The 23,714-nt window shown below is 66.6% G+C and carries 23 protein-coding genes; 9 read left to right on the top strand and 14 right to left on the bottom strand.

Annotation, left to right across the window (positions count from 1 at the left end; genetic code table 11):
* Positions 1-7: 7 nt before the first annotated feature.
* A complete protein-coding gene (locus AO501_RS27375; RefSeq protein WP_055580721.1) occupies positions 8-586 on the top strand; it encodes a TetR/AcrR family transcriptional regulator in 579 nt (192 codons plus the stop codon).
* Here the strand turns inward: AO501_RS27375 and AO501_RS27370 are convergent.
* Positions 583-843, bottom strand: coding sequence for a M15 family metallopeptidase (locus tag AO501_RS27370; protein WP_231752621.1), 261 nt, complete (start codon positions 841-843; stop codon positions 583-585). The genes AO501_RS27375 and AO501_RS27370 overlap by 4 nt on opposite strands.
* A 143-nt stretch (positions 844-986) precedes the next feature.
* On the opposite strand from AO501_RS27370, the gene AO501_RS27360 reads away from it, so the two are divergent.
* Positions 987-2,246, top strand: a complete 1,260-nt coding sequence (locus AO501_RS27360) for a chloride channel protein (RefSeq protein WP_082658871.1) — start codon at positions 987-989, stop codon at positions 2,244-2,246.
* Here AO501_RS27360 and AO501_RS27355 read toward each other — a convergent pair whose 3' ends face one another.
* Positions 2,247-3,089 (bottom strand): MaoC/PaaZ C-terminal domain-containing protein, encoded by an 843-nt coding sequence (locus AO501_RS27355; protein WP_055580717.1) that lies wholly within the window; start codon positions 3,087-3,089, stop codon positions 2,247-2,249.
* A gap of 2 nt (positions 3,090-3,091) precedes the next feature.
* Positions 3,092-4,456, bottom strand: a complete 1,365-nt coding sequence (locus AO501_RS27350) for a 3-oxoacyl-ACP reductase (RefSeq protein ID WP_055580716.1) — start codon at positions 4,454-4,456, stop codon at positions 3,092-3,094.
* Positions 4,457-4,582: 126 nt separating this feature from the next.
* Between AO501_RS27350 and AO501_RS27345 the strand changes: the two genes are divergently transcribed.
* Positions 4,583-5,890 carry an acetyl-CoA C-acetyltransferase gene (locus AO501_RS27345; protein WP_055580715.1) on the top strand — a complete coding sequence of 436 codons (1,308 nt, stop codon included), beginning with the start codon at positions 4,583-4,585 and terminating at the stop codon, positions 5,888-5,890.
* A 368-nt stretch (positions 5,891-6,258) separates the two neighbouring features.
* On the opposite strand, the gene AO501_RS27340 is transcribed toward AO501_RS27345, so the two are convergent.
* Complete coding sequence (locus AO501_RS27340) at positions 6,259-8,094, bottom strand: acyl-CoA dehydrogenase (RefSeq protein ID WP_055580714.1); 1,836 nt, start codon at positions 8,092-8,094, stop codon at positions 6,259-6,261.
* 191 nt (positions 8,095-8,285) lie between these two features.
* Here AO501_RS27340 and AO501_RS27335 point away from each other — a divergent pair, with 191 nt between their 5' ends.
* Both AO501_RS27335 and AO501_RS27330 read left to right on the top strand, forming a co-directional pair.
* The gene (locus AO501_RS27335; protein ID WP_055580713.1) at positions 8,286-9,326 is read left to right on the top strand and encodes an isopenicillin N synthase family dioxygenase; all 1,041 of its coding nucleotides are present in this window, start codon (positions 8,286-8,288) and stop codon (positions 9,324-9,326) included.
* Between the two features lie 6 nt (positions 9,327-9,332).
* Positions 9,333-9,821, top strand: coding sequence for a flavin reductase family protein (locus tag AO501_RS27330; RefSeq protein ID WP_055580712.1), 489 nt, complete (start codon positions 9,333-9,335; stop codon positions 9,819-9,821).
* 12 nt (positions 9,822-9,833) lie between these two features.
* Here the strand turns inward: AO501_RS27330 and AO501_RS38465 are convergent, their stop codons facing one another.
* The 5 genes from AO501_RS38465 to AO501_RS27310 all read right to left on the bottom strand — a co-directional run bounded on the left by AO501_RS38465 (position 9,834) and on the right by AO501_RS27310 (position 13,959).
* The gene (locus AO501_RS38465; RefSeq protein ID WP_197419959.1) at positions 9,834-9,989 is read right to left on the bottom strand and encodes a hypothetical protein; all 156 of its coding nucleotides are present in this window, start codon (positions 9,987-9,989) and stop codon (positions 9,834-9,836) included.
* A gap of 28 nt (positions 9,990-10,017) precedes the next feature.
* A complete protein-coding gene (locus tag AO501_RS27325) occupies positions 10,018-10,764 on the bottom strand; it encodes a succinate dehydrogenase/fumarate reductase iron-sulfur subunit (protein WP_055580711.1) in 747 nt (248 codons plus the stop codon).
* Positions 10,764-12,689 carry a fumarate reductase/succinate dehydrogenase flavoprotein subunit gene (locus AO501_RS27320; protein WP_055580710.1) on the bottom strand — a complete coding sequence of 642 codons (1,926 nt, stop codon included), beginning with the start codon at positions 12,687-12,689 and terminating at the stop codon, positions 10,764-10,766. Before AO501_RS27320 ends, AO501_RS27325 begins: the two co-directional genes overlap by 1 nt.
* A 52-nt stretch (positions 12,690-12,741) precedes the next feature.
* Positions 12,742-13,569: a hypothetical protein gene (locus AO501_RS27315; RefSeq protein ID WP_055580709.1), complete on the bottom strand. Its 828-nt coding sequence runs from the start codon at positions 13,567-13,569 to the stop codon at positions 12,742-12,744.
* A 93-nt stretch (positions 13,570-13,662) separates the two neighbouring features.
* Positions 13,663-13,959: a hypothetical protein gene (locus AO501_RS27310; RefSeq protein ID WP_055580708.1), complete on the bottom strand. Its 297-nt coding sequence runs from the start codon at positions 13,957-13,959 to the stop codon at positions 13,663-13,665.
* A gap of 118 nt (positions 13,960-14,077) precedes the next feature.
* Between AO501_RS27310 and AO501_RS27305 the strand changes: the two genes are divergently transcribed.
* Positions 14,078-14,833: an isocitrate lyase/PEP mutase family protein gene (locus tag AO501_RS27305; protein ID WP_055580707.1), complete on the top strand. Its 756-nt coding sequence runs from the start codon at positions 14,078-14,080 to the stop codon at positions 14,831-14,833.
* Positions 14,834-14,876: 43 nt separating this feature from the next.
* Here AO501_RS27305 and AO501_RS27300 read toward each other — a convergent pair whose 3' ends face one another.
* The gene (locus tag AO501_RS27300) at positions 14,877-15,314 is read right to left on the bottom strand and encodes an Hsp20/alpha crystallin family protein (protein WP_055580706.1); all 438 of its coding nucleotides are present in this window, start codon (positions 15,312-15,314) and stop codon (positions 14,877-14,879) included.
* 215 nt (positions 15,315-15,529) lie between these two features.
* Here AO501_RS27300 and nirB point away from each other — a divergent pair, with 215 nt between their 5' ends.
* Together nirB and nirD are read left to right on the top strand one after the other, a co-directional pair.
* Positions 15,530-18,091 carry a nitrite reductase large subunit NirB gene (gene nirB, locus AO501_RS27295; protein ID WP_082658870.1) on the top strand — a complete coding sequence of 854 codons (2,562 nt, stop codon included), beginning with the start codon at positions 15,530-15,532 and terminating at the stop codon, positions 18,089-18,091.
* Between the two features lie 18 nt (positions 18,092-18,109).
* Positions 18,110-18,478 carry a nitrite reductase small subunit NirD gene (gene nirD / locus AO501_RS27290; RefSeq protein ID WP_055580705.1) on the top strand — a complete coding sequence of 123 codons (369 nt, stop codon included), beginning with the start codon at positions 18,110-18,112 and terminating at the stop codon, positions 18,476-18,478.
* On the opposite strand, the gene AO501_RS27285 is transcribed toward nirD, so the two are convergent.
* From AO501_RS27285 to AO501_RS27270, 4 genes are read right to left on the bottom strand one after another with little or no spacing between them, the layout of a single operon-like run.
* Complete coding sequence (locus tag AO501_RS27285; protein ID WP_055580704.1) at positions 18,475-18,924, bottom strand: hypothetical protein; 450 nt, start codon at positions 18,922-18,924, stop codon at positions 18,475-18,477. The genes nirD and AO501_RS27285 overlap by 4 nt on opposite strands.
* Positions 18,925-18,970: 46 nt before the next feature.
* Positions 18,971-19,681 carry a sirohydrochlorin chelatase gene (locus tag AO501_RS27280; protein ID WP_055580703.1) on the bottom strand — a complete coding sequence of 237 codons (711 nt, stop codon included), beginning with the start codon at positions 19,679-19,681 and terminating at the stop codon, positions 18,971-18,973.
* Positions 19,678-20,823 carry a uroporphyrinogen-III synthase gene (locus AO501_RS27275; protein WP_055580702.1) on the bottom strand — a complete coding sequence of 382 codons (1,146 nt, stop codon included), beginning with the start codon at positions 20,821-20,823 and terminating at the stop codon, positions 19,678-19,680. The genes AO501_RS27280 and AO501_RS27275 overlap by 4 nt, the downstream gene beginning before the upstream one ends.
* A gap of 34 nt (positions 20,824-20,857) precedes the next feature.
* Positions 20,858-22,255, bottom strand: a complete 1,398-nt coding sequence (locus AO501_RS27270; RefSeq protein WP_055580701.1) for a nitrate/nitrite transporter — start codon at positions 22,253-22,255, stop codon at positions 20,858-20,860.
* Positions 22,256-22,617: 362 nt separating this feature from the next.
* On the opposite strand from AO501_RS27270, the gene AO501_RS27265 reads away from it, so the two are divergent.
* Positions 22,618-23,714, top strand: a 1,097-nt coding sequence (locus AO501_RS27265) for a PE family protein (RefSeq protein ID WP_082658872.1), incomplete at its 3' end; no start/stop codon positions are given.

Below are 23,714 nucleotides of genomic sequence, written 5' to 3'. Positions count from 1 at the left end.
GCAGCAGATGCTCGATGCCGCGGTGCAGATGTTCTCGGTCAACGGCTACCACGAGACCTCGATGGACACGATCGCCGCCGCGGCCGAGATCTCCAAGCCGATGCTCTATCTGTACTACGGATCCAAGGAAGACCTGTTCGGCGCCTGCCTGAACCGGGAGATGAGCCGGTTCATCGACGCGGTGCGTGCCGACATCGACTTCACCCAGAGTCCAAAAGACTTGTTGCGCAACACCATTGTTGCGTTCCTGCGGTACATCGATGAGAACCGCGCGTCCTGGATTGTGATGTACACCCAGGCCACCAGCTCCCTGGCGTTCGCTCACACGGTGCGCGAAGGCCGGGAACAGATCATCGAACTGGTGGCCGGGTTGGTGCGCGCCGGCACCCGCAGCCCGCGGTCGGACGCCGAAATCGAGATCATGGCGGTGGCTTTGGTGGGCGCCGGCGAGGCGGTGGCCAGCCGCTTGAGCACCGGTGACATCGACGTCGACGCGGCTGCCGAGATGATGATCGACCTGTTCTGGGCAGGGCTGCGGGGCGCGCCGGCCGATCGGGACCTCGGCCCGAACTCCGCGACGGGTTAACCGAGCGACGAACGGTCGATCGGGAAGTCGAAGTAGGTGCCCGGGTAGGGCTCCGGCTGGTAGGTGTAGTGCCACCACTCGGCGGCATAATTGACGAAGCCCTGGCCCTGCAGAACATCCTTGAGCAGCAACCGATTCGATAGTTGTTCGCCCTGAATGTCCAATGTGTGGGCGATCGGGTCGAAACAGTCGAAGCCAGAGCCCATGTCGATCGAGTCGTCGGGAAACCGCTCCGGCGCCGGGGCCGTGCAATCCACCAGCGGCTGGTCGGGCTACCGGCGCGGCGACCGCCCACAGCGCGACGACTCCGACGACTGCGCGTGCCCGGGCGAACATGGGTCATCTTTGACCGCCGGCAACCCGGTGCGCAACCGCTTCGGTGTCCGTATTGTCGGCAGGCGTGTCCCGAAAGCCCCGCCGTGACGTCGACTTCTTCTGTGCCGTCGTCATCGTCGGCCTGCTGGCCGGGCTCGCCGGGTTGACCACCACTTTGGTGCTGCGGTCGGTCGAACACCTCACCTACCACTACACTTTCGGCTCGCTGCTGGACGGGATCACCGGCAGTAGTCCGGTACGGCGAGCCCTGGGCCCGATGGTCGGCGCCGCAGTGGCCGGTGCCGGCTGGTGGATTCTGCGGCGCCGCGCCGAGGTTCCTCCGCTGGCCGGCACCATCGCCCGGCACGAACGGGTGCCCCGACTGGCGTGGAGCATCGATGCCGTGCTTCAGGTCGTGCTGGTCGGGTCCGGGGCCTCGCTGGGACGCGAAGGCGCGCCGCGCCAATTCGCTTCTGTGCTTGGCGATCTCGGCACCGCATGGCTGCGGCGGCTGTCCCCGGCTGACCGCGAGATTCTGCTGGCCAGCGCGGCCGGTGCCGGGCTCGGCGCGGTGTACGCGGTGCCGATGGCCGGTGCGCTCTTCACCTTGCGGATACTGCTGAACACCTGGCGGTTGCGCGCGGTGGGCGCTGCCTTGATCACCTCGAGCCTGGCCGTCGCGGTCGGCTCGGCGGTCACCCACGACCACAACGAATTGCATTGGCCCAGTGCGGAATCAGCTTATCTGCTGAGCGCGCACGGGCTGGCGCTGGCGCCGGTGGCCTTCGCGGTGGGATGGGTCTTCAACAAGATCGTCGCGGCGGCCCGTCCGGCCATACTGATCCGCTCCTGGGTCCTCGTCCCGGCGCTGGCCGGCGCCGGGCTGTTGACCGGTATCTGCTCGCACTGGTGGCCGGAGCTGCCCGGCAACGGAAAGAGTGTGCTCACCGTCAGTCTGGCCTCCGGTATGACCCTGGCATCGGCGGCCGTCATCCTGGCGCTCAAGCCGCTGCTGACGGCGCTGTTCCTGCGCGCCGGGGGTGCCGGTGGACTGCTCACGCCGTCGCTGGCCACCGGGGCGGCGGCGGGGACACTGCTGGTGCTGACGCTCAATCAGCTTGCCGGAACCCACTTGCACGGGCCGGTCATCTCGTTGGGCGCCGCGGCCGGCGTGCTGGCGGTGACCCAGGGTTCACCGATCTGGGCGGCGATCTTCGTCTGGGAACTGGCCCGGCCGCCGATCTGGATGCTGCTGGTGTTCGCGGTCACCGCGGTCGGCGCGCACACGCTCGACCGGCTCGTGATCCGCCGCCGCTCCCTGCGTCTGGACCAGCGGGCCGGGTGATCAGAGCGGCCGCACCGAGCCGGTCAGGTGCGGGTAGCCCTTGGAGATGTGCCGCAGGGACAACTCCCAGCCCTCATTGCGCTCGTCGATGTACAGCCCCGCGGTCGCCGGCAGCAGCACCGGCTTGCCGAATCGCACCGAGTACTGCACGGCATCCGGGAAACGCGCTTCGATGTTCGCCAGAACCGCTGCGGCGCTGAACATTCCATGAGCGATCACGGTGGGAAAGCCGAACAGCTTGGCGGCCACCGAACTGGTGTGGATCGGATTGTGGTCGCCCCCCACCGCGGCGTAGCGGCGGATCTGCGACGGGGTGATCCGCAGCACCGCCGAGGGTGGTGGCAGCTTGGGCTGCTTCTGCGGCGGCGGCTTGGGCTCGCCGGACAGGCTGGTGCGCTGCTGGTGCAGAAAGGTGGTCACCTGGTGCCACGCCGGCTCGTTGCCGACGCTGACGTCTGTCACCAGGTCCACCAGGAGACCCTTGCGGTGCTCGCGCAGGTTCTCGGCATGCACCTTCACGCCCACCGTGTCGGTCACCGCGATCGGGCGGTACTGCGTGATCTGGTTCTCGGTGTGCACCGAACCCATTGCGGAGAACGGGAAGTCGAAACCGGTCACCAGCGACATCACCGACGGGAAGGTGAGCGCGAACGGGTACGTCAGCGGCACGTTGTTGCCGAACCGCAACCCGGTGACCGCCGCGTAGGCGGCCACGTTCGCGGAGTCGATGGGCATTTCCTCGACGGTCACCGTCCGGTCGGACAGATGATCGGATCGGGACACCACGGGCAGCGCCCCGGCCACCGCCCGCAGCATGTTGCGAAGGCCACTGGGTTGATTCACCGTCAGGCCCCGATCATCGCCTGGCCGCAGACCCGGATCACGTTGCCGGTCACCGCATTCGACGCCGGGCTGGCGAAGTAGGCGATGGTCTCGGCGACGTCGACGGGCTGGCCGCCCTGCAGCAGCGAGTTCATCCGGCGGGCCACCTCGCGGGTGGCCAGCGGGATGGCAGCGGTCATCTCTGTTTCGATGAAGCCCGGTGCCACGGCGTTGATCGTGATGCCCTTCTCGGCGAGCTGAGGGGCCAGCGCCTGGGTGATGCCGATCATGCCGGCCTTGGTGGTGCCGTAGTTGGTCTGCCCGCGGTTGCCCGCGATGCCGGCGATGGACGACAGCCCGATCACCCGCCCGCCCTCGCCGAGGGTGCCGTTGGCCACCAACCCTTCGGTGAGGCGCAGCGGGGCCAGCAGATTGACGGCGAGGACGGCATCCCAGCGAGCGTCGTCCATGTTGGCCAGCAGCTTGTCGCGGGTGATCCCGGCGTTGTTGGCCAGGATGTCGGCCTTGCCGCCGTGGTGGTCGCGCAGGTGCTCGGAAATCTTCTCCACCGCGTCGTCGGCGGTGACATCCAGCCACAGCGGCGTGCCACCCACCTTGCTGGCGGTCTCGGCCAGTTTCTCGGCGGCGGACTCCACGTCTATCGCGACCACGCGGGCACCGTCGCGGGCGAACACTTCGGCGATGGTGGCCCCGATGCCGCGGGCGGCCCCGGTCACGATGGCCACCTTGCCGTCCAGCGGACGGTCCCAGTCGGCGGGCCGTGTCGAGTCGGCCGCGCCGACGTAGAACACCTGGCCGCCGACGTAGGCCGACTTGGCGGACAGGATGAAGCGCAGCGTCGATTCCAGGCCGGTCGCGGCGGGCTTGGCGTCCGGCGCCAGGTACACCAGCGCCGAGGTGCCGCCGCGGCGCAGTTCCTTGCCGACCGAGCGGGTGAAGCCCTCCAGCGCGCGTTGCGCAATCCGCTCGTGCGGGTTCTCGATCGCCTCCGGCGTGGTGCCCACCACGACGACCCGCGCCGAGGGACCGAGGTTACGCACGACGGGGGTGAAGAAGTCGTGCAGAGCCTTCAATCCGGTGGGCTCGGTGATGCCGGTGGCGTCGAACACCAGGCCGCCGAACGAGTCAGCCCAGCGTCCGCCGAGGTTGTTGCCCACCAGGTCGTAGTCGGACTCCAGCGCGGCCCGTAGCGGCTCGACGACACGGCCTTCCCCGCCGATCAGCAGCGAGCCGGCCAGGGGCGGTTCACCCGGCTTGTAACGGCGCAGCGTCTCGGGCTGGGGGACCCCAAGTTGCTTGGCCAGGAAGGATCCGGGGCCGGAATTGACAACCTGGGAGAACAGATCGGGCGAGACCTTGGGTGCCACTGAGCTTGCCTTCCGTGTCAGGGGTACGAACTTACTTGAGAGTAAGAACAGTGGGTAGTATTGCCTGCGAAGCGCTGATACCCCAAAACTAACCCCCCGTACTACCGGAGATCGACGGAGATAACTGTGGCCCCTGCCAGTGATCAGACCAAGCGACGCGTCGCAGTACTCGGCGGCAACCGCATCCCCTTCGCGCGCTCGGACGGCGCTTACGCCGACGCGTCGAACCAGGACATGTTCACCGCGGCACTGAGCGGGCTGGTGGACCGGTTCAACTTGCGGGGCGAGCGGCTGGGCGCAGTGGTCGGTGGTGCGGTGCTCAAGCACAGCCGCGATTTCAATCTCATGCGCGAATGCGTGCTCGGGTCCGAGCTGAACCCGCACACGCCGGCCTTCGACATCCAGCAGGCGTGCGGCACCGGACTGCAGGCGGCGATCGCGGCCGCCGACGGCATCGCCGCCGGGCGCTACGAGGTCGCGGCCGCCGGCGGGGTCGACACCACGTCCGACCCGCCGATCGGTCTCGGTGACGACCTGCGCCGCACCCTGCTCAAGCTGCGGCGATCCAAGTCCAACGTGCAGCGGCTGAAGCTGGTGGGCACTCTGCCGGCGAACCTGGGCATCGAGATTCCCGCCAACAGCGAGCCGCGCACCGGCAAGTCGATGGGCGAGCACGCCGCCGTCACCGCCAAGCAGCTGGGGATCAAGCGCGTCGACCAGGACGAACTGGCCGCCGCCAGCCACCGCAACATGGCCGCCGCCTACGACCGCGGATTCTTCGACGACCTGGTGTCGCCATTCCTGGGCCTGTACCGCGACGACAACCTGCGGCCCAACTCCAGCCCGGAGAAGCTGGCCACCCTGCGCCCGGTTTTCGGGGTCAAGGCGGGCGACGCCACCATGACCGCGGGCAACTCGACCCCGCTGACCGACGGCGCCTCGGTGGCGCTGCTGGCCGGCGAGCAGTGGGCAGCCGACCACAACCTGCAGCCGCTGGCCTTCCTGGTGGATTCCGAGACCGCCGCCGTCGACTACGTCAACGGGTACGACGGCCTGTTGATGGCGCCCACCTATGCGGTGCCGCGACTGCTGGCGCGTAACGGGCTGAGCCTGCAGGACTTTGATTTCTACGAGATCCACGAGGCGTTCGCGTCGGTGGTGCTGGCGCACCTGCAGGCGTGGGAGTCCGAGGACTACTGCAAGGAGCGGCTGGGGCTGGACGGCGCACTGGGCTCCATCGACCGGACGAAGCTCAACGTCAACGGATCGTCGCTCGCGGCTGGGCACCCGTTCGCCGCGACGGGCGGACGCATCCTGGCGCAGACGGCCAAGCAACTGGCGCAGAAGAAGGCCGAAACCAACGGCCCGGTGCGCGCGCTGATCTCGATCTGCGCGGCCGGCGGCCAGGGTGTGGCAGCGATCCTCGAGGCGTGACCAGGCGTGATGGTGTGCCGAAAATCACCGGGGCAATTTTTCCAATTGGTGGGTTAATCGGTCGCACATATGGGTAATCGCTCGTTCGGATAGCCCCGTGTTGGTGTCTGACCCCCCGACCCCGACGGCAACGCGGGGCAATCCCTGGATCGATTGCCGGTCAGAGTGGACGGGCGAACGAGAAGGGCCGCCGCTGGAGTGAGGGGATCCAGCGGCGGTCTTTTTGCTTTGTTCGCCGCGTCCCGGCCTCTTCGCCGAAATTGAACGTGCGCACACCCTTCCCGGCGTGTTTTGTGCCTGACGTCAGTGTCGCGCCGCCCGAACAAAAAATCCCCCCGCCGAAGCGGGGGGATTTTTGACGTGACTACTCAGAATGCGGCTTCGTCGAGCTCCATGATCTCGTTGTCCAGGGTCTCGATCACCTCGCGGGTGCTGGTCAACAGCGGCAGGAAGTTCTTCGCAAAGAACGACGCCACCGCGATCTTGCCCTCGTAGAAGGACCGCTCGGCGCCGGTCGCGCCGGCGTCCAGGGCCTCGATCGCGACGGCGGCCTGACGCTGCAGCAACCAGCCGATGACCAGGTCGCCGACGCTCATCAGGAAGCGCACCGAACCCAGGCCCACCTTGTAGAGGCTGGTGACGTCCTCTTGGGCGGCCATCAGGTAGCCGGTCAGCGAGGCGGCCATCGCCTGGACGTCGGTGAGGGCCTTCGCGAGCAGCGCCCGCTCGGTCTTGAGACGTCCGTTGCCGGATTCGCTGTCGACGAACTGCTGGATCTCACCCGACACATGCGCCAGCGCCACACCCTTGTCGCGGACGATCTTGCGGAAGAAGAAGTCCTGCGCCTGGATGGCGGTGGTGCCCTCGTAGAGGGAGTCGATCTTGGCGTCCCGGATGTACTGCTCGACCGGGTAGTCCTGCAGGAAGCCGGACCCACCGAAGGTCTGCAGGCTCTCGGTGAGCTTGGCGTAGGCCTGCTCGGAGCCAACGCCCTTGACGATCGGCAGCAGCAGGTCGTTGATCTTGGCGGCCAGCTCGGGGGTCACCCCGTGCAGCGCCTCGGCGACCGGCGCGTCCTGGAAGGTCGCGGTGTAGAGGTACAGCGCCCGCAGGCCCTCGGCGTACGCCTTCTGGGTCATCAGCGACCGGCGGACGTCGGGGTGGTGCGTGATGGTCACCCGGGGAGCCGTCTTGTCGGTCATCTGGGTCAGGTCGGCACCCTGGACCCGCGACTTGGCGTATTCCAGCGCGTTCAGGTAGCCGGTGGACAGGGTGGCGATGGCCTTGGTGCCCACCATCATGCGCGCCTGCTCGATGACCTCGAACATCTGCGCAATACCGTCGTGCACCTCGCCGACCAGCCAGCCGATGGCGGGCTTGTCGTGCTGGCCGAGGGACAGCTCACAGGTAGCCGAGACCTTCAGGCCCATCTTGTGCTCGACGTTGGTGACGTATACGCCGTTGCGCTCGCCCGGTTCGCCCGTCTCGGGGTCGAACAGGAACTTGGGCACGAAGAACAGCGACAGTCCCTTGGTGCCGGGGCCGGCGCCCTCCGGGCGGGCCAGGACCAGGTGGAAGATGTTCTCGAACAGGTCGCCCGAGTCACCCGAGGTGATGAAGCGCTTGACACCGTCGATGTGCCAGGTGCCGTCCTCCTGCTGTACGGCCTTGGTGCGACCGGCGCCCACGTCCGAGCCGGCGTCCGGCTCGGTGAGCACCATGGTCGAACCCCAGCGGCGCTCGGCGGCCAGCACGGCCCACTTCTTCTGCTCCTCGGTGCCGAGGTGGTACAGAATCTGGGCGAAACCGGCGCCACCTGCGTACATCCACACCGCCGGGTTGGAGCCGAGAATGTGCTCGTTGATGGCCCACATCAGGGCCTTGGGCATCGGCATGCCACCGAGTGCCTCGTCAAGGCCGGCCTTGTCCCAGCCGGCGTCGATGACCGCATTGACGGACTTCTTGAACGACTCCGGCAGGGTTACCGAGAAAGTCTTCGGGTCGAAGGTCGGCGGGTTGCGGTCGCCTTCGATGAATGATTCGGCGACGGGGCCTTCGGCCAGCCGGGCCACCTCGGCGAGAATCTCGCGGCCGGTGTCGGCGTCCAGGTCGCTGAATTCGCCCTGGCCTAACGCCTTGTCAACACCCAGCACCTCGAACAGGTTGAATTCCTGGTCACGAACGTTGCTCTTGTAGTGGCTCACTACGGTCCTCCTCGTTGAGAATGCCACCTGTGGTTGGGTACTAGGTCTAAGTTACCCACCAGTAACACCGTTAAAATATCGCGGCTGTGTTGTTCAACGCAAGTCGATGTGAGGAACATTTCACGGTCTAACTAACCAACCGGTTGGGATACTGCTGATTGCAGCCCTGGCACGCCTGCTCACCTGCGGCAATGATGGAGCAGATGATAAATGTGGGGAGCGTCACGGCCCTTCCGATAGTGGATCTGGGCGCCGATTCCGGCCAACTGCGCCACGGTCTGCGGCGGGCCGCCCACGAGGTGGGCTTCTTCTATCTGGTCGGCCACGGCGTACCCGCCACGCTGGTGGCCAGGGTGCTCGACGCCGCGCGGCGACTCTTTGCGCTGCCGGATGCGGACAAGGACGCGATCGCGATGGTGCGCAGTCCGCACTTTCGCGGCTACACCAGGTTGGGTGGGGAGTTGACCAGGGGTGAAGTCGACTGGCGCGAGCAGATCGACATCGGCACCGAGCGCCCGTCCATCGGTGGGCCCGGCCGGCCCGAGTATCTGTGGTTGCAGGGTCCCAACCAGTGGCCGGCCGCGATGCCGGAACTGCCTGGCCTCATCGCCGAGTGGGATGCCGCGATGTCGCAGGTGTCGCGCACCCTGCTGCGGCATTGGGCGGCCTCGCTCGGCAGCCCGCCGGAGGTCTTCGACGCGGCCTTCGCAGAGCGCCCCGCGACGCTGATCAAGATCATTCGGTACCCGCGCCGTGCCGAGTCCCGGCAGGGTGTCGGCCCCCACAAAGACTCCGGGGTGCTCACCCTGCTGTTGACCGAGCCGGGTAGCCGGGGCCTGCAGGTGCGACGAGGCGAGCGCTGGGTCGACGTCGCGCCGCTCGACGGGGCGTTCGTCGTCAATATCGGCGAGTTGCTCGAACTCGCCACCGGGGGTTACCTGCGGGCGACCGAGCACCGGGTGGACCTGGCCGGCGCCACCGCCGATCGCATCTCGGTGCCGTACTTCTTCAACCCCGCGCTGGATGCGCAGCTGCCTCTGCTGTCGCTGCCCGCCGACCTGGCCGCGCAGGCGCGGCGGGCGCCGGACCCGGCCGACCCGATCCACTCCGTTTACGGCCGCAACGCCTGGAAGAGCAGGGTGCGCGCGCACCCCGATGTGGCTGCTGCCCATGGATACGCGCCCGGTAGGCTCGAAAGCGAGAATCCCGTTCTCGGCTCGAGGAGCGAATGAAGTCCGGTGAGTGCGAATAACAAGCTGACGCCGACGTCACTGCGTGAGGCTTTCGGCCACTTTCCGTCCGGGGTGATCGCCATTGCCGCCGAGGTGAACGGAGTGCGGGAAGGCCTGGCGGCCAGCACATTCGTGCCGGTGTCGCTGGAGCCGCCGCTGGTGTCGTTCTGCGTGCAGAACACGTCTACGACCTGGCCCAAGCTCAAGGGCGCGCCGATGCTGGGCATCAGCGTGCTCGGTGAGTCCCACGATGCGGCGGCCCGCACCCTGGCCGCCAAGACCGGTGACCGGTTCGCCGGACTGGAAACGGAATCGCGCGACTCGGGAGCGGTTTTCATCAGGGGCACGGCGTTGTGGTTGGAAAGTGCGATCGAGCAACTCATTCCGGCCGGCGACCACACTATCGTGGTGCTGCGTGTCAATGAGGTCACCGTCGACGCCGAGGTGGCCCCGATCGTGTTCCACCGCAGCGTTTTTCGCCGCCTCGGCGTCTGAGGCCGAGGGCGGCTAGGGCCGTTGGCTCAGTTCTCTCCGGTACCCGTCGATCCGTTGCTCGATCTCGCTCGCGTCGTCGTGCCGTCCTTCTTTGTGCGCCAGCTCGGCGCGGACGGACAACTCCCGAATCGCCGTTCGAATCTCGTTGTCGCTGGTCGTTCCTCGCATGCCGACCGGATACCCGGTGCGGCGGCGGTTAACGCCTGAACAGCTTGTTACCCAGCCAGACGACCGGGTCGTACTTGCGGTCGGCGACCCGCTCTTTCATCGGGATCAGCGCGTTGTCGGTGATCTTGATGTGCTCGGGGCAGACCTCGGTGCAGCACTTGGTGATGTTGCAGTAGCCCAGCCCGTGCTCTTCCTGGGCCTGCTTCTGCCGGTCCACCGTGTCCAGCGGGTGCATGTCGAGCTCGGCAATCCGCATCAGGAAGCGCGGGCCGGCGAACGCCTCTTTGTTCTCGTCGTGGTCACGGATGACGTGACAGACGTTCTGGCACAGGAAGCACTCGATGCACTTGCGGAATTCCTGCGAGCGCTGAACGTCGACCTGCGCCATCCGGTACTCGCCCGGCTGCAGTTCCTTGGGCGGAGTGAACGACGGGATCTCGCGCGCCTTTTCGTAGTTGAACGACACATCGGTCACCAGGTCGCGGATCACCGGGAAGGTCCGGATCGGGGTGACGGTGACGACCTCGTTCTCCTCGAATGTCGACATCCGTGTCATGCACATCAGGCGCGGCTTGCCGTTGATCTCCGCCGAACACGACCCGCACTTGCCCGCCTTGCAGTTCCAGCGCACCGCCAGGTCGGGCGTCTGCGTCTGCTGCAGGCGGTGGATGACGTCGAGGACGACCTCACCCTCGTTGACCTCGACGGTGAATTCTTGGAGCCCGCCGCCACTTTCGTCGCCGCGCCAGACCCGCATGCTCGCGTTGTAAGCCATTACGCTCTCCGTTCCGGGTGCTCGGCCAGCTCTTCGTTGGTGTAGTACTTCTCCAATTCGGAGATCTTGAAGAGCTCCAGCAAGTCGGCCCGCATCGGGACCTGCTCCTGGCGGGTGATGGTGATGTGGTCGCCGGTGGTCTCGGCCTCATCCTGGGAGGCTTCCGTGCACACCAGCAGCGTGTTGCGCCAGCTGGAGTCCATGCTCGGGTGGTCGTCGCGGGTGTGCCCGCCGCGGCTCTCGGTGCGGGTGAGCGCCGCCTTGGCGATGCATTCGCTGACCATCAGCATGTTGCGCAGGTCGATTGCCAGATTCCAGCCCGGGTTGTACTGGCGTCCGCCTTCGACCTGGACGTTCTGGTAGCGCGACCAGAGCTCCTTGAGCAGCTTGAGCGCCCGGGTGATCTCTTCCTCTTTGCGGATGATGCCGACCAGGTCGTTCATCACGTGCTGCAGATCCATCTGCAGCGCATAGGGATTCTCCGGCGCCGAGCCGTCGGTCGGGCCGGTGAACGGCTTGAGGGCGAACTGCTCTGCGTCGTTGAGGGCCTTCTCGGAGACCGTCGGACGGCTGCTCAGGGCCCGCACGTAGTCGGCGGCTCCCAGCCCGGCGCGCCGGCCGAACACCAGCAGGTCGGACAGCGAGTTGCCGCCGAGCCGGTTGGAGCCGTGCATGCCGCCGGAGCACTCACCCGCGGCGAACAGGCCCGGCACCTTGGCCGCGCCGGTGTCGGCGTCGACCTCGACACCACCCATCACGTAGTGACAGGTGGGGCCGACCTCCATCGGCTCCTTGGTGATGTCGACCTCGGCCAGTTCCATGAACTGGTGGTACATCGACGGCAGCCGGCGCTTGATCTCCGCCGGGGTCAGCCGGGACGCGATGTCCAGGTAGACCCCGCCGTGCGGGGTGCCGCGGCCGGCCTTTACCTCCGAGTTGATCGCGCGCGCTACCTCGTCACGCGGCAGCAGGTCCGGGGTGCGACGGGCCGAGTCGTTGTCCTTGAGCCACTGGTCGGCCTCCTGCTCGTCTTCGGCGTACTGCCCTTTGAAGACCGGCGGGATGTAGCCGAACATAAAACGTTCGTTCTCGGAGTTCTTGAGCACGCCGCCGTCTCCACGCACACCCTCGGTGACCAGGATGCCCTTCACACTCGGCGGCCAGACCATGCCGGTCGGGTGGAACTGGACGAACTCCATGTTGATCAAGGTGGCGCCGGCCCGCAGGGCCAGCGCGTGCCCGTCGCCGGTGTACTCCCAGGAGTTGGAGGTGACCTTGAACGACTTGCCGATGCCGCCGGTGGCCAGCACGACGGCCGGCGCCTCGAACAGCACGAAGTTGCCGCTCTCCCGCCAGTAGCCGAAGGCCCCGGCGATCGCGTCACCGTCTTTGAGCAGCTCGGTGACCGTGCATTCGGCGAACACCCGGATCCGGGCTTCGTAGTCGCCGAATTCTGCGAAGTCCTCCTGCTGCAGCGAGACGATCTTCTGCTGCATGGTGCGGATCAGCTCCAGGCCGGTGCGGTCACCGACGTGGGCCAACCGCGGGTAGGTGTGTCCACCGAAGTTGCGCTGGCTGATCCGGCCATCCTTGGTGCGGTCGAACAGCGCGCCGTAGGTCTCCAGCTCCCAGACGCGGTCCGGTGCCTCCTTGGCGTGCAACTCGGCCATCCGCCAGTTGTTGAGGAACTTGCCGCCCCGCATGGTGTCACCGAAGTGGGTCTGCCAGTTGTCTTTCGGGTTGGCATTGCCCATGGATGCCGCGCAGCCACCCTCGGCCATCACCGTGTGGGCCTTGCCGAACAGGGACTTGGTCACCACCGCGACCTTCAGGCCGCGTTCGCGCGCTTCGATGACCGCGCGTAAGCCTGCGCCGCCGGCACCGATTACGACTACGTCGTAGGCGTGCCTTTCGACCTCAACCATGAAACCTCGCTCAAATTATGGAATTTCGTTCGCAATGTGGCTGAAGGGCTGATCAGCCAATGAATCTCAGGTCGGAGATGGTGCCGCTGGACACCAGCAAGATGTAGAAGTCGGTGAACATCAACGTCCCGAGGGTGATCCAGGCGTACATCTTGTGCCGCTCGTTGATCTTGCTGACCTGGGTCCAGATCCAGTACCGCACAGGGTGTTTGGAGAAGTGCTTGAGACGGCCACCGGTGACGTGCCGGCAGGAGTGGCAGGACAGCGTGTAGGTCCACAGCATGATGACGTTGCCGAGCAGGACGAGATTGCCCAAACCGAACCCGAATCCGCCCGGGCCGTCTTCGGAGTGGAAGGCGGCGATGGCGTCCCAGGTGTTGATCACCGAGATGATGCCGGCGATGTAGAAGAAGTACCGGTGGGTGTTCTGGATGATCAGCGGGAACTTCGTCTCACCGGTGTAGTGGACGCGCGGCTCGGCCACCGCGCATGCCGTCGGCGACTGCCACACCGTGCGGTAGTAGGCGCCGCGGTAGTAGTAGCAGGTCAACCGGAACAACAGCAGGAACGGCAGCGTCAACGCCGCGTAGGGCAACCACCACACATCCGGCAGGATCTGCGGCCAGAATTCGCTGGCCTCACCGCAAGCCTTGCTGACGCACGGCGAGTAGAACGGCGTCAGGTAGTGGTACTTGGGGACGAAGAAGTAGTCCTGCTGGAACGCGCGCACCGTCGCGTAGATGACGAAAGCGGCGAAGCCCAGGTTGATCCTCAGGGGCTGCAGCCACCACCTGTCGGTGCGAAGCGTTTTGCGCCCGATTTGGGCTCGGGTAGCTGAAAAGACGCCGGACTCAGAACGGCTCGCCGTTGGTGCGCTCATCTAATGTGTTGTTCCTCTTCGAACGGGCTGTAGCTCGAAGGGTACACAGAATGAACGCCCGCTCCTTAGTCGGGCTTCTCAGTCAGGCGTCGGTCAATACCTGCTGTGACCCCCGACACCCTCATCGTCGACATCGCGCCAGAAGTCGGTGTCGTACTGGGTGTCCGGGATCGCGATCTTCTCGCCGGATTGGTAGACGGTGGCCCGGGTGAGGTCCAGTTCAGCGACATCGTTGTCGAGTAGCTCGATGTCAGTGAGGATTCGCTCGGCGTCGATGACGATGCGGCGCGTCGCCGGATTGTCTCCGTACCGCGACTTCAGCGAGGTCACACACCGCCGCAGTCCCCGCATCAGGTCGTGCAGTTCGGTGAGTTCAGTGGCAGTGGACAATCGATGCTCCCCGGGCCGAAGGTGTTACGGATCACAGTACGCCAGTCGATACTATCCGCTGTCGGAGCCGGACACCGGCCAACTTGGGTCCCGCCGCCAAGAAAGTGACTTTGTGCCCATGCCGCAGGAACCCGCCGAACAGGCCCGCGTGCTGCTGCAACTCCATCAACCGGGCAATCCGGTGGTGCTGCCGACGGTGTGGGATGCCTGGTCGGCGAATCTGGCCACGCAGGCCGGATTTGCGGCGCTGACGGTGGGCAGTCACCCGCTGGCGGACTCGATCGGCAAACCCGACGGCGAGGGCATGTCGTTCGACGACGTGCTGGCCCGCGTCGCGCAGATCACCGCGGCCGTCGACCTGCCGGTCTCGGTCGACATCGAGTCCGGCTACGGGCTACCGGCGCCGCGGCTGATCGAGGGCCTGCTGGAGGCCGGCGCCGTGGGACTCAACATCGAAGACACCGTGCACTCCGAAGGCGGCCGGCTGCGGTCCTCCGGCGAGCACGCGGAGTTGGTGGGAGCCCTGCGGGCGGCCGCCGATGCGGCCGGGGTGCACGTGGTGATCAACGCACGCACCGATGTGTTCCTGCGCCAGGAAGGCGACCCAGAGGGCCGGGTCGACCTGGCCGTGGCGCGCCTGTCCGAAGCGGCCCGGGCCGGCGCCGATGTGCTGTACCCGGTGGCGCGTCACGACCCGGAGACGTTGCGGCGCTTGGCAACTGAGTTGCCACTGCCGATCAACGCGATCGCGGTGCCGGACCAGGATGCCCCGGCCTCGTTCGGCCCGCTCGGGGTCGCCCGGATCAGCTTCGGCCCGTTCTTCCAGTACGCGCTGTCAGCTCGGGCCACCGAACTGCTCGCCCGCTGGCAGTAGGGCAGAACAGGCCCCCCGCTCGCGGGGGGCCTGCCGCGCTGCCCTACTTGGTGATGGCGATGCGCTGCGGCTGCGCCCCGGCGTATGCGCCGGTGACCCGCACGGTCAGCACGCCCGCGTCGTACGACGCCGAGATGGCCTCGCCGGTGACGTGCGCCGGGAGCTGGAACGACCGGCGGAACGACCCGTACCGGATCTCCCGCAGGGTGCGGCCGTGCTCTTCTTCCGCGTGTTCGTCGCGGTGTTCGCCATGGATGACCAGGCGCCCCTTGTCCACCTCGACGTTGACGTCCTTCTCGACGTCGACGCCCGGCAGCTCCAACCGGACTACCGCGTCATCCCCGTCCTTCAGGATCTCGGCCGCCGGGTTGAAACCGCTGGTAGCGGGCTTGACCCAGTCGGCGGAAGCCGGACCGAAAAAGTCCCGCAGCCACCGGTCGGTGTCCCACGCCGGACGCGACCACAAGGCGAGATTGCTCATGGATGACTCCTTACTCTTCGTTGTGAGTTAGCTGTGTCCGACGCTGTGCTGGTCGGCTACCCGGTTAAACATGAGCGTCCTACGCTAAAGTTCCACCTGGCCGTTCGCTGAGAGCGAACATCGTCACACAGGCGATTGCCAGTTGTGAGGACGGCGTGATGAATGCGTCACATTCGGCGTCATTCGCGGCAACATCGGCTTCGTAGTCTCGTGACATGTCCTCTGCCGGAAGTACTCCCGCGCGCGCTGACGTCCGGCGTGTTGTCGTGGTCGGCCACGGCATGGTCGGCCATCGGTTCGTCGAGGCGCTGCGCGCCCGCGACGCCAGCGGTGCTTGGCGAATCACCGTGTTGGCCGAGGAGGCCGATGCCGCCTACGACCGCGTCGGCCTGACCTCCTACACCGAAAGCTGGGACCGCAGCCTGCTGGCCCTGCCCGGCAACGACTACGTCGGGGACCCGCAGGTGGAACTGCTGCTGAACACCCGCGTCACCGAAATCAACCGTGCGGCAAAGACAGTCGTCACTACCGACGGCCGGGTCCACGGTTACGACGCCCTGGTTCTGGCCACCGGCTCCTACGCCTTCGTGCCCCCGGTCACCGGCCACGACCTGCCGTCGTGCCACGTCTACCGGACCCTCGACGATCTCGACGCCATCCGAGCCGGCGCTCAGCGCGCCGTCGAGTCGGGTGGCGCCGGCGTTGTCATCGGTGGCGGACTGCTGGGCCTGGAGGCCGCAAACGCTCTGCGCCAGTTCGGGTTAGCGACACACGTCGTTGAGATGATGCCCCGGTTGATGGCTCAGCAGATCGACGAGGCGGGCGGCGCGCTGCTCGCCCGGATGATCGGCGAGCTCGGGATCGACATCCACGTCGGAACCGGCACCGAATCGATTGAGCCGGTTACGCATTCGGACGGGTCCGAATCGATGGTGGTGCGACTCTCCGATGGCCGGGTGATCGACGCGGGCGTGCTGATTTTCGCCGCCGGCATCCGGCCTCGCGACGAACTGGCCCGGGCCGCCGGCTTGGATATCGCCCCACGCGGCGGCGTGCTCACCGACTTGGCCTGCCGCACCAGCGATCCCGACATTTACGCGGTGGGCGAGGTAGCGGCAATCGAGGGCCGGTGCTACGGCCTGGTTGGCCCTGGCTACACCAGCGCCGAGGTGGTGGCCGACCGGCTGGTCGACGGCAGCGCGGAATTTCCCGAGGCGGACCTGTCGACCAAGCTCAAGCTGCTCGGCGTCGACGTCGCCAGCTTCGGCGACGCAATGGGCAGCACAGAGAACTGCCTTGAGGTCGTCATCAACGACGCGGTGAACCGCACCTACGCCAAGCTGGTGCTCTCCGACGATGCCAGGACGCTGCTCGGCGGTGTGCTGGTCGGCGATGCCTCGTCGTACGGGGTGCTGCGTCCCATGGTCGGCAGCGAACTGCCCGGCGACCCGCTCGCGCTCATCGCCCCGGCCGGGTCGGCTGGTACGGCCGGTGCTCTGGGCATTGGGGCACTGCCGGATTCGGCCCAGATCTGCTCCTGCAACAACGTCAGCAAGGGCGACCTGAAGTGCGCCATCGCCGACGGCTGCGCCGACGTCGCGGCGCTGAAGTCCTGCACTTCCGCCGGTACCTCGTGTGGATCCTGCGTCCCGCTGCTCAAGCAGCTGCTGGAAGCCGAGGGCGTGGAGCAGTCCAAGGCGCTGTGCGAGCACTTCGGGCAGTCGCGGGCGGAGCTGTTCGAGATCATCTCGGCGACCGAGATCCGCACCTTCTCCGGACTGCTGGAGCGCTTCGGCCGCGGAAAGGGTTGCGACATCTGCAAACCCGTGGTCGCCTCCATCCTGGCTTCCACTGGATCCGATCACATCCTGGACGGCGAGCAGGCCTCACTGCAGGACTCCAACGACCACTTCCTGGCCAACATCCAGCGCAACGGCAGCTACTCGGTGGTGCCGCGGGTGCCCGGCGGCGACATCAAGCCCGAGCACTTGATCCTGATCGGCCAGATCGCACAGGATTTCGGTCTCTACACCAAGATCACCGGCGGTCAGCGGATCGACCTGTTCGGGGCCCGGGTGGACCAGTTGCCGGCAATCTGGAAGCGCCTGGTCGATGCCGGCATGGAGTCGGGTCACGCCTACGGCAAGGCGTTGCGGACCGTGAAGAGTTGCGTCGGCAGCGACTGGTGCCGGTACGGCCAGCAGGATTCGGTGCAACTGGCCATCGACCTCGAATTGCGTTACCGCGGACTGCGGGCACCCCACAAGATCAAGCTCGGGGTGTCGGGCTGTGCACGGGAGTGTGCCGAGGCGCGCGGCAAGGACGTCGGGGTGATCGCCACCGAGCAGGGCTGGAATCTCTATGTCGGCGGCAACGGCGGAATGACCCCCAGGCACGCGCAACTGCTGGCCAGCGACTTGGACACCGAGACGCTGGTTCGTTATATCGACCGGTTTCTCATGTACTACATACGCACGGCCGACCGCTTGCAGCGAACCGCGCCCTGGGTGGAATCACTCGGCCTGGACCACGTGCGCGAGGTGGTGTGCGACGACTCACTGGGTCTGGCCGGGGAATTCGAGGCCGCCATCGAGCGCCATGTCGCCGGCTATCAGTGCGAATGGAAGGGCGTGCTGGAGGATCCGGACAAGCTCTCGAGGTTCGTCTCCTTCGTCAACGCCCCCGGCGCCGTCGACCCGACAGTGACGTTCACCGAGCGTTCGGGACGCAAAGTGCCTGTGCCCATTGGTATCCCGCGAGTTCGCGGACAGCTGTAGCTAGGGAGGGAATGAATCATGACTACCGTCAACGACATCCAGGCGTGGACCACCGCCTGCCGATACGACCACCTCATCCCGGGACGCGGCGTCGGGGTGCTGCTCGACGACGGTGCCCAGGCGGCGCTGTTCCGGCTTGACGACGGCGCCGTGCACGCGATCGGTAATGTCGATCCGTTCTCGGGTGCGGCGGTGCTGTCCCGCGGCATCGTCGGGGATCGCGCGGGCCGCGCCATGGTTCAATCGCCGATCCTCAAGCAGGCTTTCGCGCTGGACGACGGTTCCTGCCTGGATGACGAGCGGGTTTCGGTGCCGGTCTACCCGGTGCGCGTGACCGCCGACGGCCGGATTCTGGTGGGGCGGTTCGCGGCGCGGATGGCTGCCTAGTCGATCTTGCCGACGAGATAACGCTGCATCGTCGGACCGATGGCATCCACCAGCTGTTCCACCGTCATCGAGTGCAGCGGCTCGGAACGCACGCCGTAGCGCATGATTCCCAGCCCGACCAATTGCGATGCGCACAGCGAGGCCCGGACGGCGATCTTGTCGGCCCCCAGCATCTTGAGCAGCGGGTTGAACACCGGCCCGATCAACATCGACTGGACGATCTCGGCGGTCTTGGACAGGCCCGTGGAAGCGATCGCACTCGCGGCAAAGGGCCCGCCGCCGGCGGCATCCCACGTGGTGATCAGCATGTAGAGCGTGCGTCGGCCCACCTGGTTGACACTCCCGGTGAAGATGCGGTCGATGAACTCCGGTGTCCGGAACGGTAAACGGAGCATCTTCGCCACATCGTCGAGGAGTCCTCGCGAGGGCTCTTCGTTACGGGCCATGTTGCCAGGATTACCCGGGATACCCACAAACATCAAGTGTCGTTGCTCACGCCGTGTGCTGGTAGAGCCTTCCGGCCGAAGAAGCGGCGGCCTCCCGGAACCGGTCGGCGAGCAGGCGGGCCACCCCGGGATGGTTGCCCAGCGGCCGCGTCACGAGGTCGGCGCCACAGTCGTTCAGCCGCTCCTGGAACAGCCCGTCAGCCAGCAGGTAGGAAGCCACTACGACCCGGCGCGCACCGCGGCGACGGGCGTTGGCGACGGCATCGCGGATGGTCGGGGTGCCGGTGGCCGCGAATCCCAGCTCAACGGGCGACCCGGTCAGCGTCGACAACAACGTCGCCGCGACGTCCAGGTCGGCCCGGGCCCGGCGGTCGGAAGTACCCGCGGCGGCCAGGATCACTGAATCCTCGGAGTGCCAACCGGATTCCAGCAGGTTCTGATAGATGATCCGGGTGATGCCCGGTCCCGGGCCGAGCGCGGGGGTGACGAGGACATTCGGATGTCCGCTGGCCTCGATATGCGCGGGCAGGTCGGCCCGGACGTGGAAGCCGCGAGAAAGGAACGCGGGCAACACGATTGCGGCCTCATTCCTGGCGTGCACGGTCGAGAGCACTTCGCTGGGGGTGGGCCCGAGCACGTCGACGAACGCCACCGCGATGTTGCGGTCGAGCAGTTCACCCACCCGGGCCGCGAGGTCGCCGATCATCGCGACGCCAGCCGGCCGGCGGGTGCCGTGGGCCGTCAGGATCAGGCTCATGCCGCGTCGTGCTCTCCGTCGAGGGCCAGCCGGTAACCCCGCTTGACGACGGTGGCAACGATGTTCCTGTCGCCCAGCGCCGTTCGCAGCCGAAGCACGGCGGTGTCCACCGCATGCGTGTCACCACCGTTGCCGGGCAGCAGTCGCAACAGTTCCGCGCGTCCGACCACATCCCCGGGCCGGTGTGCCAGGGCATGCAGTATCGCCATGCCACTGCCCGACACGGTCTTCACCGACCCGTCGACCAGCACGCAGGTACCCCGGATGTCCACCAGATGACCGGCGGCCCGCACACTGCACGAACCGAGCAGCGGCAGTTCCTCGGCGATATGGCGTGCCAACGCGCCCAACCGCATTCGTTCTGGTGACGACGTCGGCACCCCGTGCCGGATCAACGGCCGCGACGTCACCGGGCCCACGCACATCGCGTGCACACTGCTGCGGAACGCCGCCAGCACCTGGTCCTCGATGCCCAGGTCGCGGCTGCGCTCCAGCACCGCCACGGCCGCCGGGGCCGAGGTGAAGCTCACCGCGTCGAACTGGCGTCGGGCGATACCGGTGACCAGCTGATCGAACTCCCCGTCCAATGGCACTGGCTTCCAACGGTATACCCGGATCGGAACCACGTCGGCGCCCGCAGCGCGCAGACCACCGAGGAACTCCGGAAAGGGATCCCACCCGTCGGCCGCGCCGTGCAACTGAACGGCGATGCGCTTACCGTCGACTCCCGACTGGAGTAGATATTCCAGCACTTCGTGCGAGGATTCGGATTCGGGCGACCATTCCTCGCGGAGTCCGCCGGCGCGCAGTGCGCCGGTTGCTTTCGGGCCGCGCGAGATGACCCGCGCTGATGACAACGAGTCGATGAGTTCGGTCGCCAGGCCCCACCCTTCGGCCGCCGCCACCCAGCCGCGAAATCCGATGCCGGTGTGGGCTACCAGAATATCCGGTGGATTGGTGATCAAAGCCTCAGTGTTGCCGTGCAATTCGTCGTCATCGGGTAGCGCGATCATGCTGATCGCGGGCGCGGCGAAAACCTCCGCTCCGTGACGATTCAGCAGCGCGCACAACTCTTCTGAGCGACGCGCCGAGGTGACTGCGATGCGGTAGCCAGTGAGTGGCGCAGACGTTGACTGGGCCATATGTCCTTTGTATGCCAAGCTCATTTCCGAAGCGTTACCTGACAATTGCTGCAGCATTGCCCTCGGCTGCGTTCTTCATCACAGGTGTGCCGGGACGGCGCACGTACATTGCCCAGGTTAGCCACGCGGCGAAGACGTAGGACGCCAGGAACGTCCAGTAGGCCGAGGTCTCGGTGCCGCTGTGCAGATAGGACTCGCGCAGCGCCAGGTTGATACCCACCCCGCCCAGTGCCCCTACGGCTGAACAGAATCCGATAAGCGAACCCGACATGGCACGCGCCCAGTGTCGACGCTGGGCCTCGTCGACATCCAGGGAACGGCTACGTGCCTCGAAGATCGACGGGATCAGCTTGAATACCGAGCCGTTGCCCATCCCGGCCAGGATGAACAACGCGATGAAGCACGTCACGTAACCGATCAGCGTGAAACTGCCCGTGTCCGGTGCGATGTCGTCATGGGTGCTGATGCCCACCAGCAAACCTGAAGCGAGGATCATGCCGGCGAGAACACCCAGGGTGACCCGGCTCCCGCCAATGCGATCGGACAGGCGGCCGCCGTATATCCGGGCCAGCGAGCCCAATAATGGCCCGACAAACGCGATCTGGGCCGCGTGAAGTGCCGCGTGTTTGACGGATTCGCCGTGCTCTTCGAAGTTGACCTGCAGCACCTGGCCGAAGGCGAATGCGAAACCGATCCAAGAGCCGAAGGTGCAGATGTAGAGCAGCGAGATCACCCAGGTGTGCCGCACGAACAGCACGGAGCGCAACGTGTTCAGCTGAATGCCGTGTTCCAGGTTGTCCATGAACAGTGCCGCGGCGATACCTGCGATTGCCAGCAGCACAAGATAAATCGCACACACCCAGTACGGCGCCTGGTGACCGGCGGCGGCCAGCGCCAACAGTCCGGCGAGTTGGATCACTGCGACTCCCAGGTTTCCGACACCGGCGTTGACGGCCAGCGCCGCACCTTTGAGCCGCTCCGGATAGAACGCGTTGACATTGGCCAGCGACGCCGCGTAATTGCCGCCACCCAGGCCGGTCATGGCCGCGCACAATACATATGGCCACAGCGGCAGACCGGGATGGGCCAGCAGCGCGATGGTCAAGGCGGTGGGGATCAGCAGCACGAACGCCGAGAACGTGGTCCAGTTGCGGCCGCCGAACCTGGCGATGCCCAGTGTGTAGGGAATGCGTGCGCAACCGCCGGTCAGGGTGGCGACGGCACCCAGCAAGAGCTTGTCGCCGGCCGAGAAGCCGTACACGGCTGCGGGCATGAACAGCGTCATCACCGACCACAGGGACCAGATCGAGAACGCGACGTGATCGCCGGCCACCGTGCAGAGCAGGTTGCGCCTGGCGATCTTGTCGTTCCCGGCTTCCCAGGCCGCGGTGTCCTCGGGATTCCAGTCTGCGATGCGATGGTTGCGGCCCATAGGTTATTCACCTTTCCGGGCGCCTCGACGGGCACCATGAAGTGAAGAGGCTTGCGCCAAAGTCGGTTTCGATGCTCACATCGGGCGCTTGAGCCAGTCAACCCGACAGGGCCCAGATCGACTGAAAGTTGTGTCCCAGTTGTCTGGCAGATACCTGTAACCCTCGAAAAACCTTGAGGCCGACTGTGAATACCCCGGCGCCGCTGCGGGGTGTCGCGTCACCGAAGTCACACTCGGCGTATCAGTCCACCAATTGGGGGAGGAAATTTCATCCCGTCAATCCACCGCTTGCCGTAGGGACGTGTGGCCGACGCCACACCAGAGTGATCAGCGAGCCCGAAGTGGAAGGGAAATGGATCACCGTGTCGTATCTAATGGTTGCCCCAGAAGCGCTTTCGTCGTCAGCGGCGGATCTGGCAAGTATCGGTTCGGCGCTGCGGTGGGCCAACGAAAACGCTGCCGCTGCGACGACGGAGGTTCTGGCCGCGGGCGCTGACGAGGTGTCGGTGGCGTTGGCGTCGCTGTTCTCCGGGCATGGTCAGGCCTACCAGAGCCTGTCTGCCGCCGCGACGGCATTTCACGACCAGTTCGTGCAGTCCCTGGCCGCGAACGTGAGCTCTTATACGGACACCGAGGCCGCCAATCTGGCTCTTCTGCAACAACAGGTCCTCGAGGCGATCAATGCCCCCACCGAAGCTGCGCTGGGCCGGCCGTTGATCGGAGACGGCGCCGACGGCGCGGAGGGGTCGGGCGCCAACGGCGCAGCGGGCGGAATCTTGTTGGGCAACGGGGGCAATGGAGGCTCGGGCGCGACCGGTCAGGCCGGAGGTGCGGGTGGCGCTGCCGGTCTGATCGGCAACGGCGGGGCCGGAGGTGCCGCTGGTGCCGGTGCCAACGGCGGCGCCGGCGGTAGCGGGGGGTGGCTCTACGGCTACGGCGGGAACGGCGGCAGCGGCGGGGCGGCGACGTCGGTCGGCATGACGGGCGGTACTGGGGGCGCCGGCGGCAGCGCCGGGCTGTTCGGCATCGGCGGCGACGGCGGGCACGGCGGTGCCGGCATGACGGGAGCAGACGCGGTGAACCCGCCGTCGGTTACCGACCCGAGCCTCAACGGGATGGACAACCCCAGTAACCAGGTCGGACAAACCGGAGCCGCCAGAGGAGGACTCGGCTCGCCCGGGTCACCCGGCACCGTCGGGGTGGATGGCGGCAACGGTGGAAACGGTGGCAGCGCCGATGTCACCCGGACCCCGGGCGTCACCGCGGGAGCGGACGCCATTTCCGGAAGCGGCGGCAAGGGCGGCACCGGTGGTCCCGGCGGCGCCGCCGGTGGCGACGGCGGTACGGCCGGCTACGCGCGCTCCGTGGACGGCGGGGCCCTCGCGGCATTCGGCGGCAAGGGTGGTGATGGGGGCGCCGGGTTGAACGGACAGGCCGGCAGCGCCGGCGGCGCGGGCGG

It is taken from the genome of Mycobacterium gordonae (assembly GCF_001417955.2).
GTDB classification, from domain to species: Bacteria; Actinomycetota; Actinomycetes; order Mycobacteriales; family Mycobacteriaceae; genus Mycobacterium; species Mycobacterium gordonae_B.
Note: the sequence above shows the minus strand (reverse complement) of the source record. Positions and strands in the feature narration are given on the sequence as shown.

Excerpts from the sequence above, each read along its gene's own strand:
- AO501_RS27320 (WP_055580710.1), bottom strand. The coding sequence starts at position 12,689 with ATGGTTGAGGTCGAAAGGCACGCCTACGACGTAGTCGTAATCGGTGCC.
- AO501_RS27305 (WP_055580707.1), top strand. The coding sequence starts at position 14,078 with ATGCCGCAGGAACCCGCCGAACAGGCCCGCGTGCTGCTGCAACTCCAT.
- AO501_RS27300 (WP_055580706.1), bottom strand. The coding sequence starts at position 15,314 with ATGAGCAATCTCGCCTTGTGGTCGCGTCCGGCGTGGGACACCGACCGG.
- AO501_RS27315 (WP_055580709.1), bottom strand. The coding sequence starts at position 13,569 with ATGAGCGCACCAACGGCGAGCCGTTCTGAGTCCGGCGTCTTTTCAGCT.
- AO501_RS27270 (WP_055580701.1), bottom strand. The coding sequence starts at position 22,255 with ATGGGCCGCAACCATCGCATCGCAGACTGGAATCCCGAGGACACCGCG.
- nirD (WP_055580705.1), top strand. The coding sequence starts at position 18,110 with ATGACTACCGTCAACGACATCCAGGCGTGGACCACCGCCTGCCGATAC.
- AO501_RS27275 (WP_055580702.1), bottom strand. The coding sequence starts at position 20,823 with ATGGCCCAGTCAACGTCTGCGCCACTCACTGGCTACCGCATCGCAGTC.
- nirB (WP_082658870.1), top strand. The coding sequence starts at position 15,530 with ATGTCCTCTGCCGGAAGTACTCCCGCGCGCGCTGACGTCCGGCGTGTT.
- AO501_RS27285 (WP_055580704.1), bottom strand. The coding sequence starts at position 18,924 with ATGGCCCGTAACGAAGAGCCCTCGCGAGGACTCCTCGACGATGTGGCG.
- AO501_RS27335 (WP_055580713.1), top strand. The coding sequence starts at position 8,286 with ATGATGGAGCAGATGATAAATGTGGGGAGCGTCACGGCCCTTCCGATA.
- AO501_RS27280 (WP_055580703.1), bottom strand. The coding sequence starts at position 19,681 with ATGAGCCTGATCCTGACGGCCCACGGCACCCGCCGGCCGGCTGGCGTC.
- AO501_RS38465 (WP_197419959.1), bottom strand. The coding sequence starts at position 9,989 with ATGCGAGGAACGACCAGCGACAACGAGATTCGAACGGCGATTCGGGAG.
- AO501_RS27325 (WP_055580711.1), bottom strand. The coding sequence starts at position 10,764 with ATGGCTTACAACGCGAGCATGCGGGTCTGGCGCGGCGACGAAAGTGGC.
- AO501_RS27375 (WP_055580721.1), top strand. The coding sequence starts at position 8 with ATGCTCGATGCCGCGGTGCAGATGTTCTCGGTCAACGGCTACCACGAG.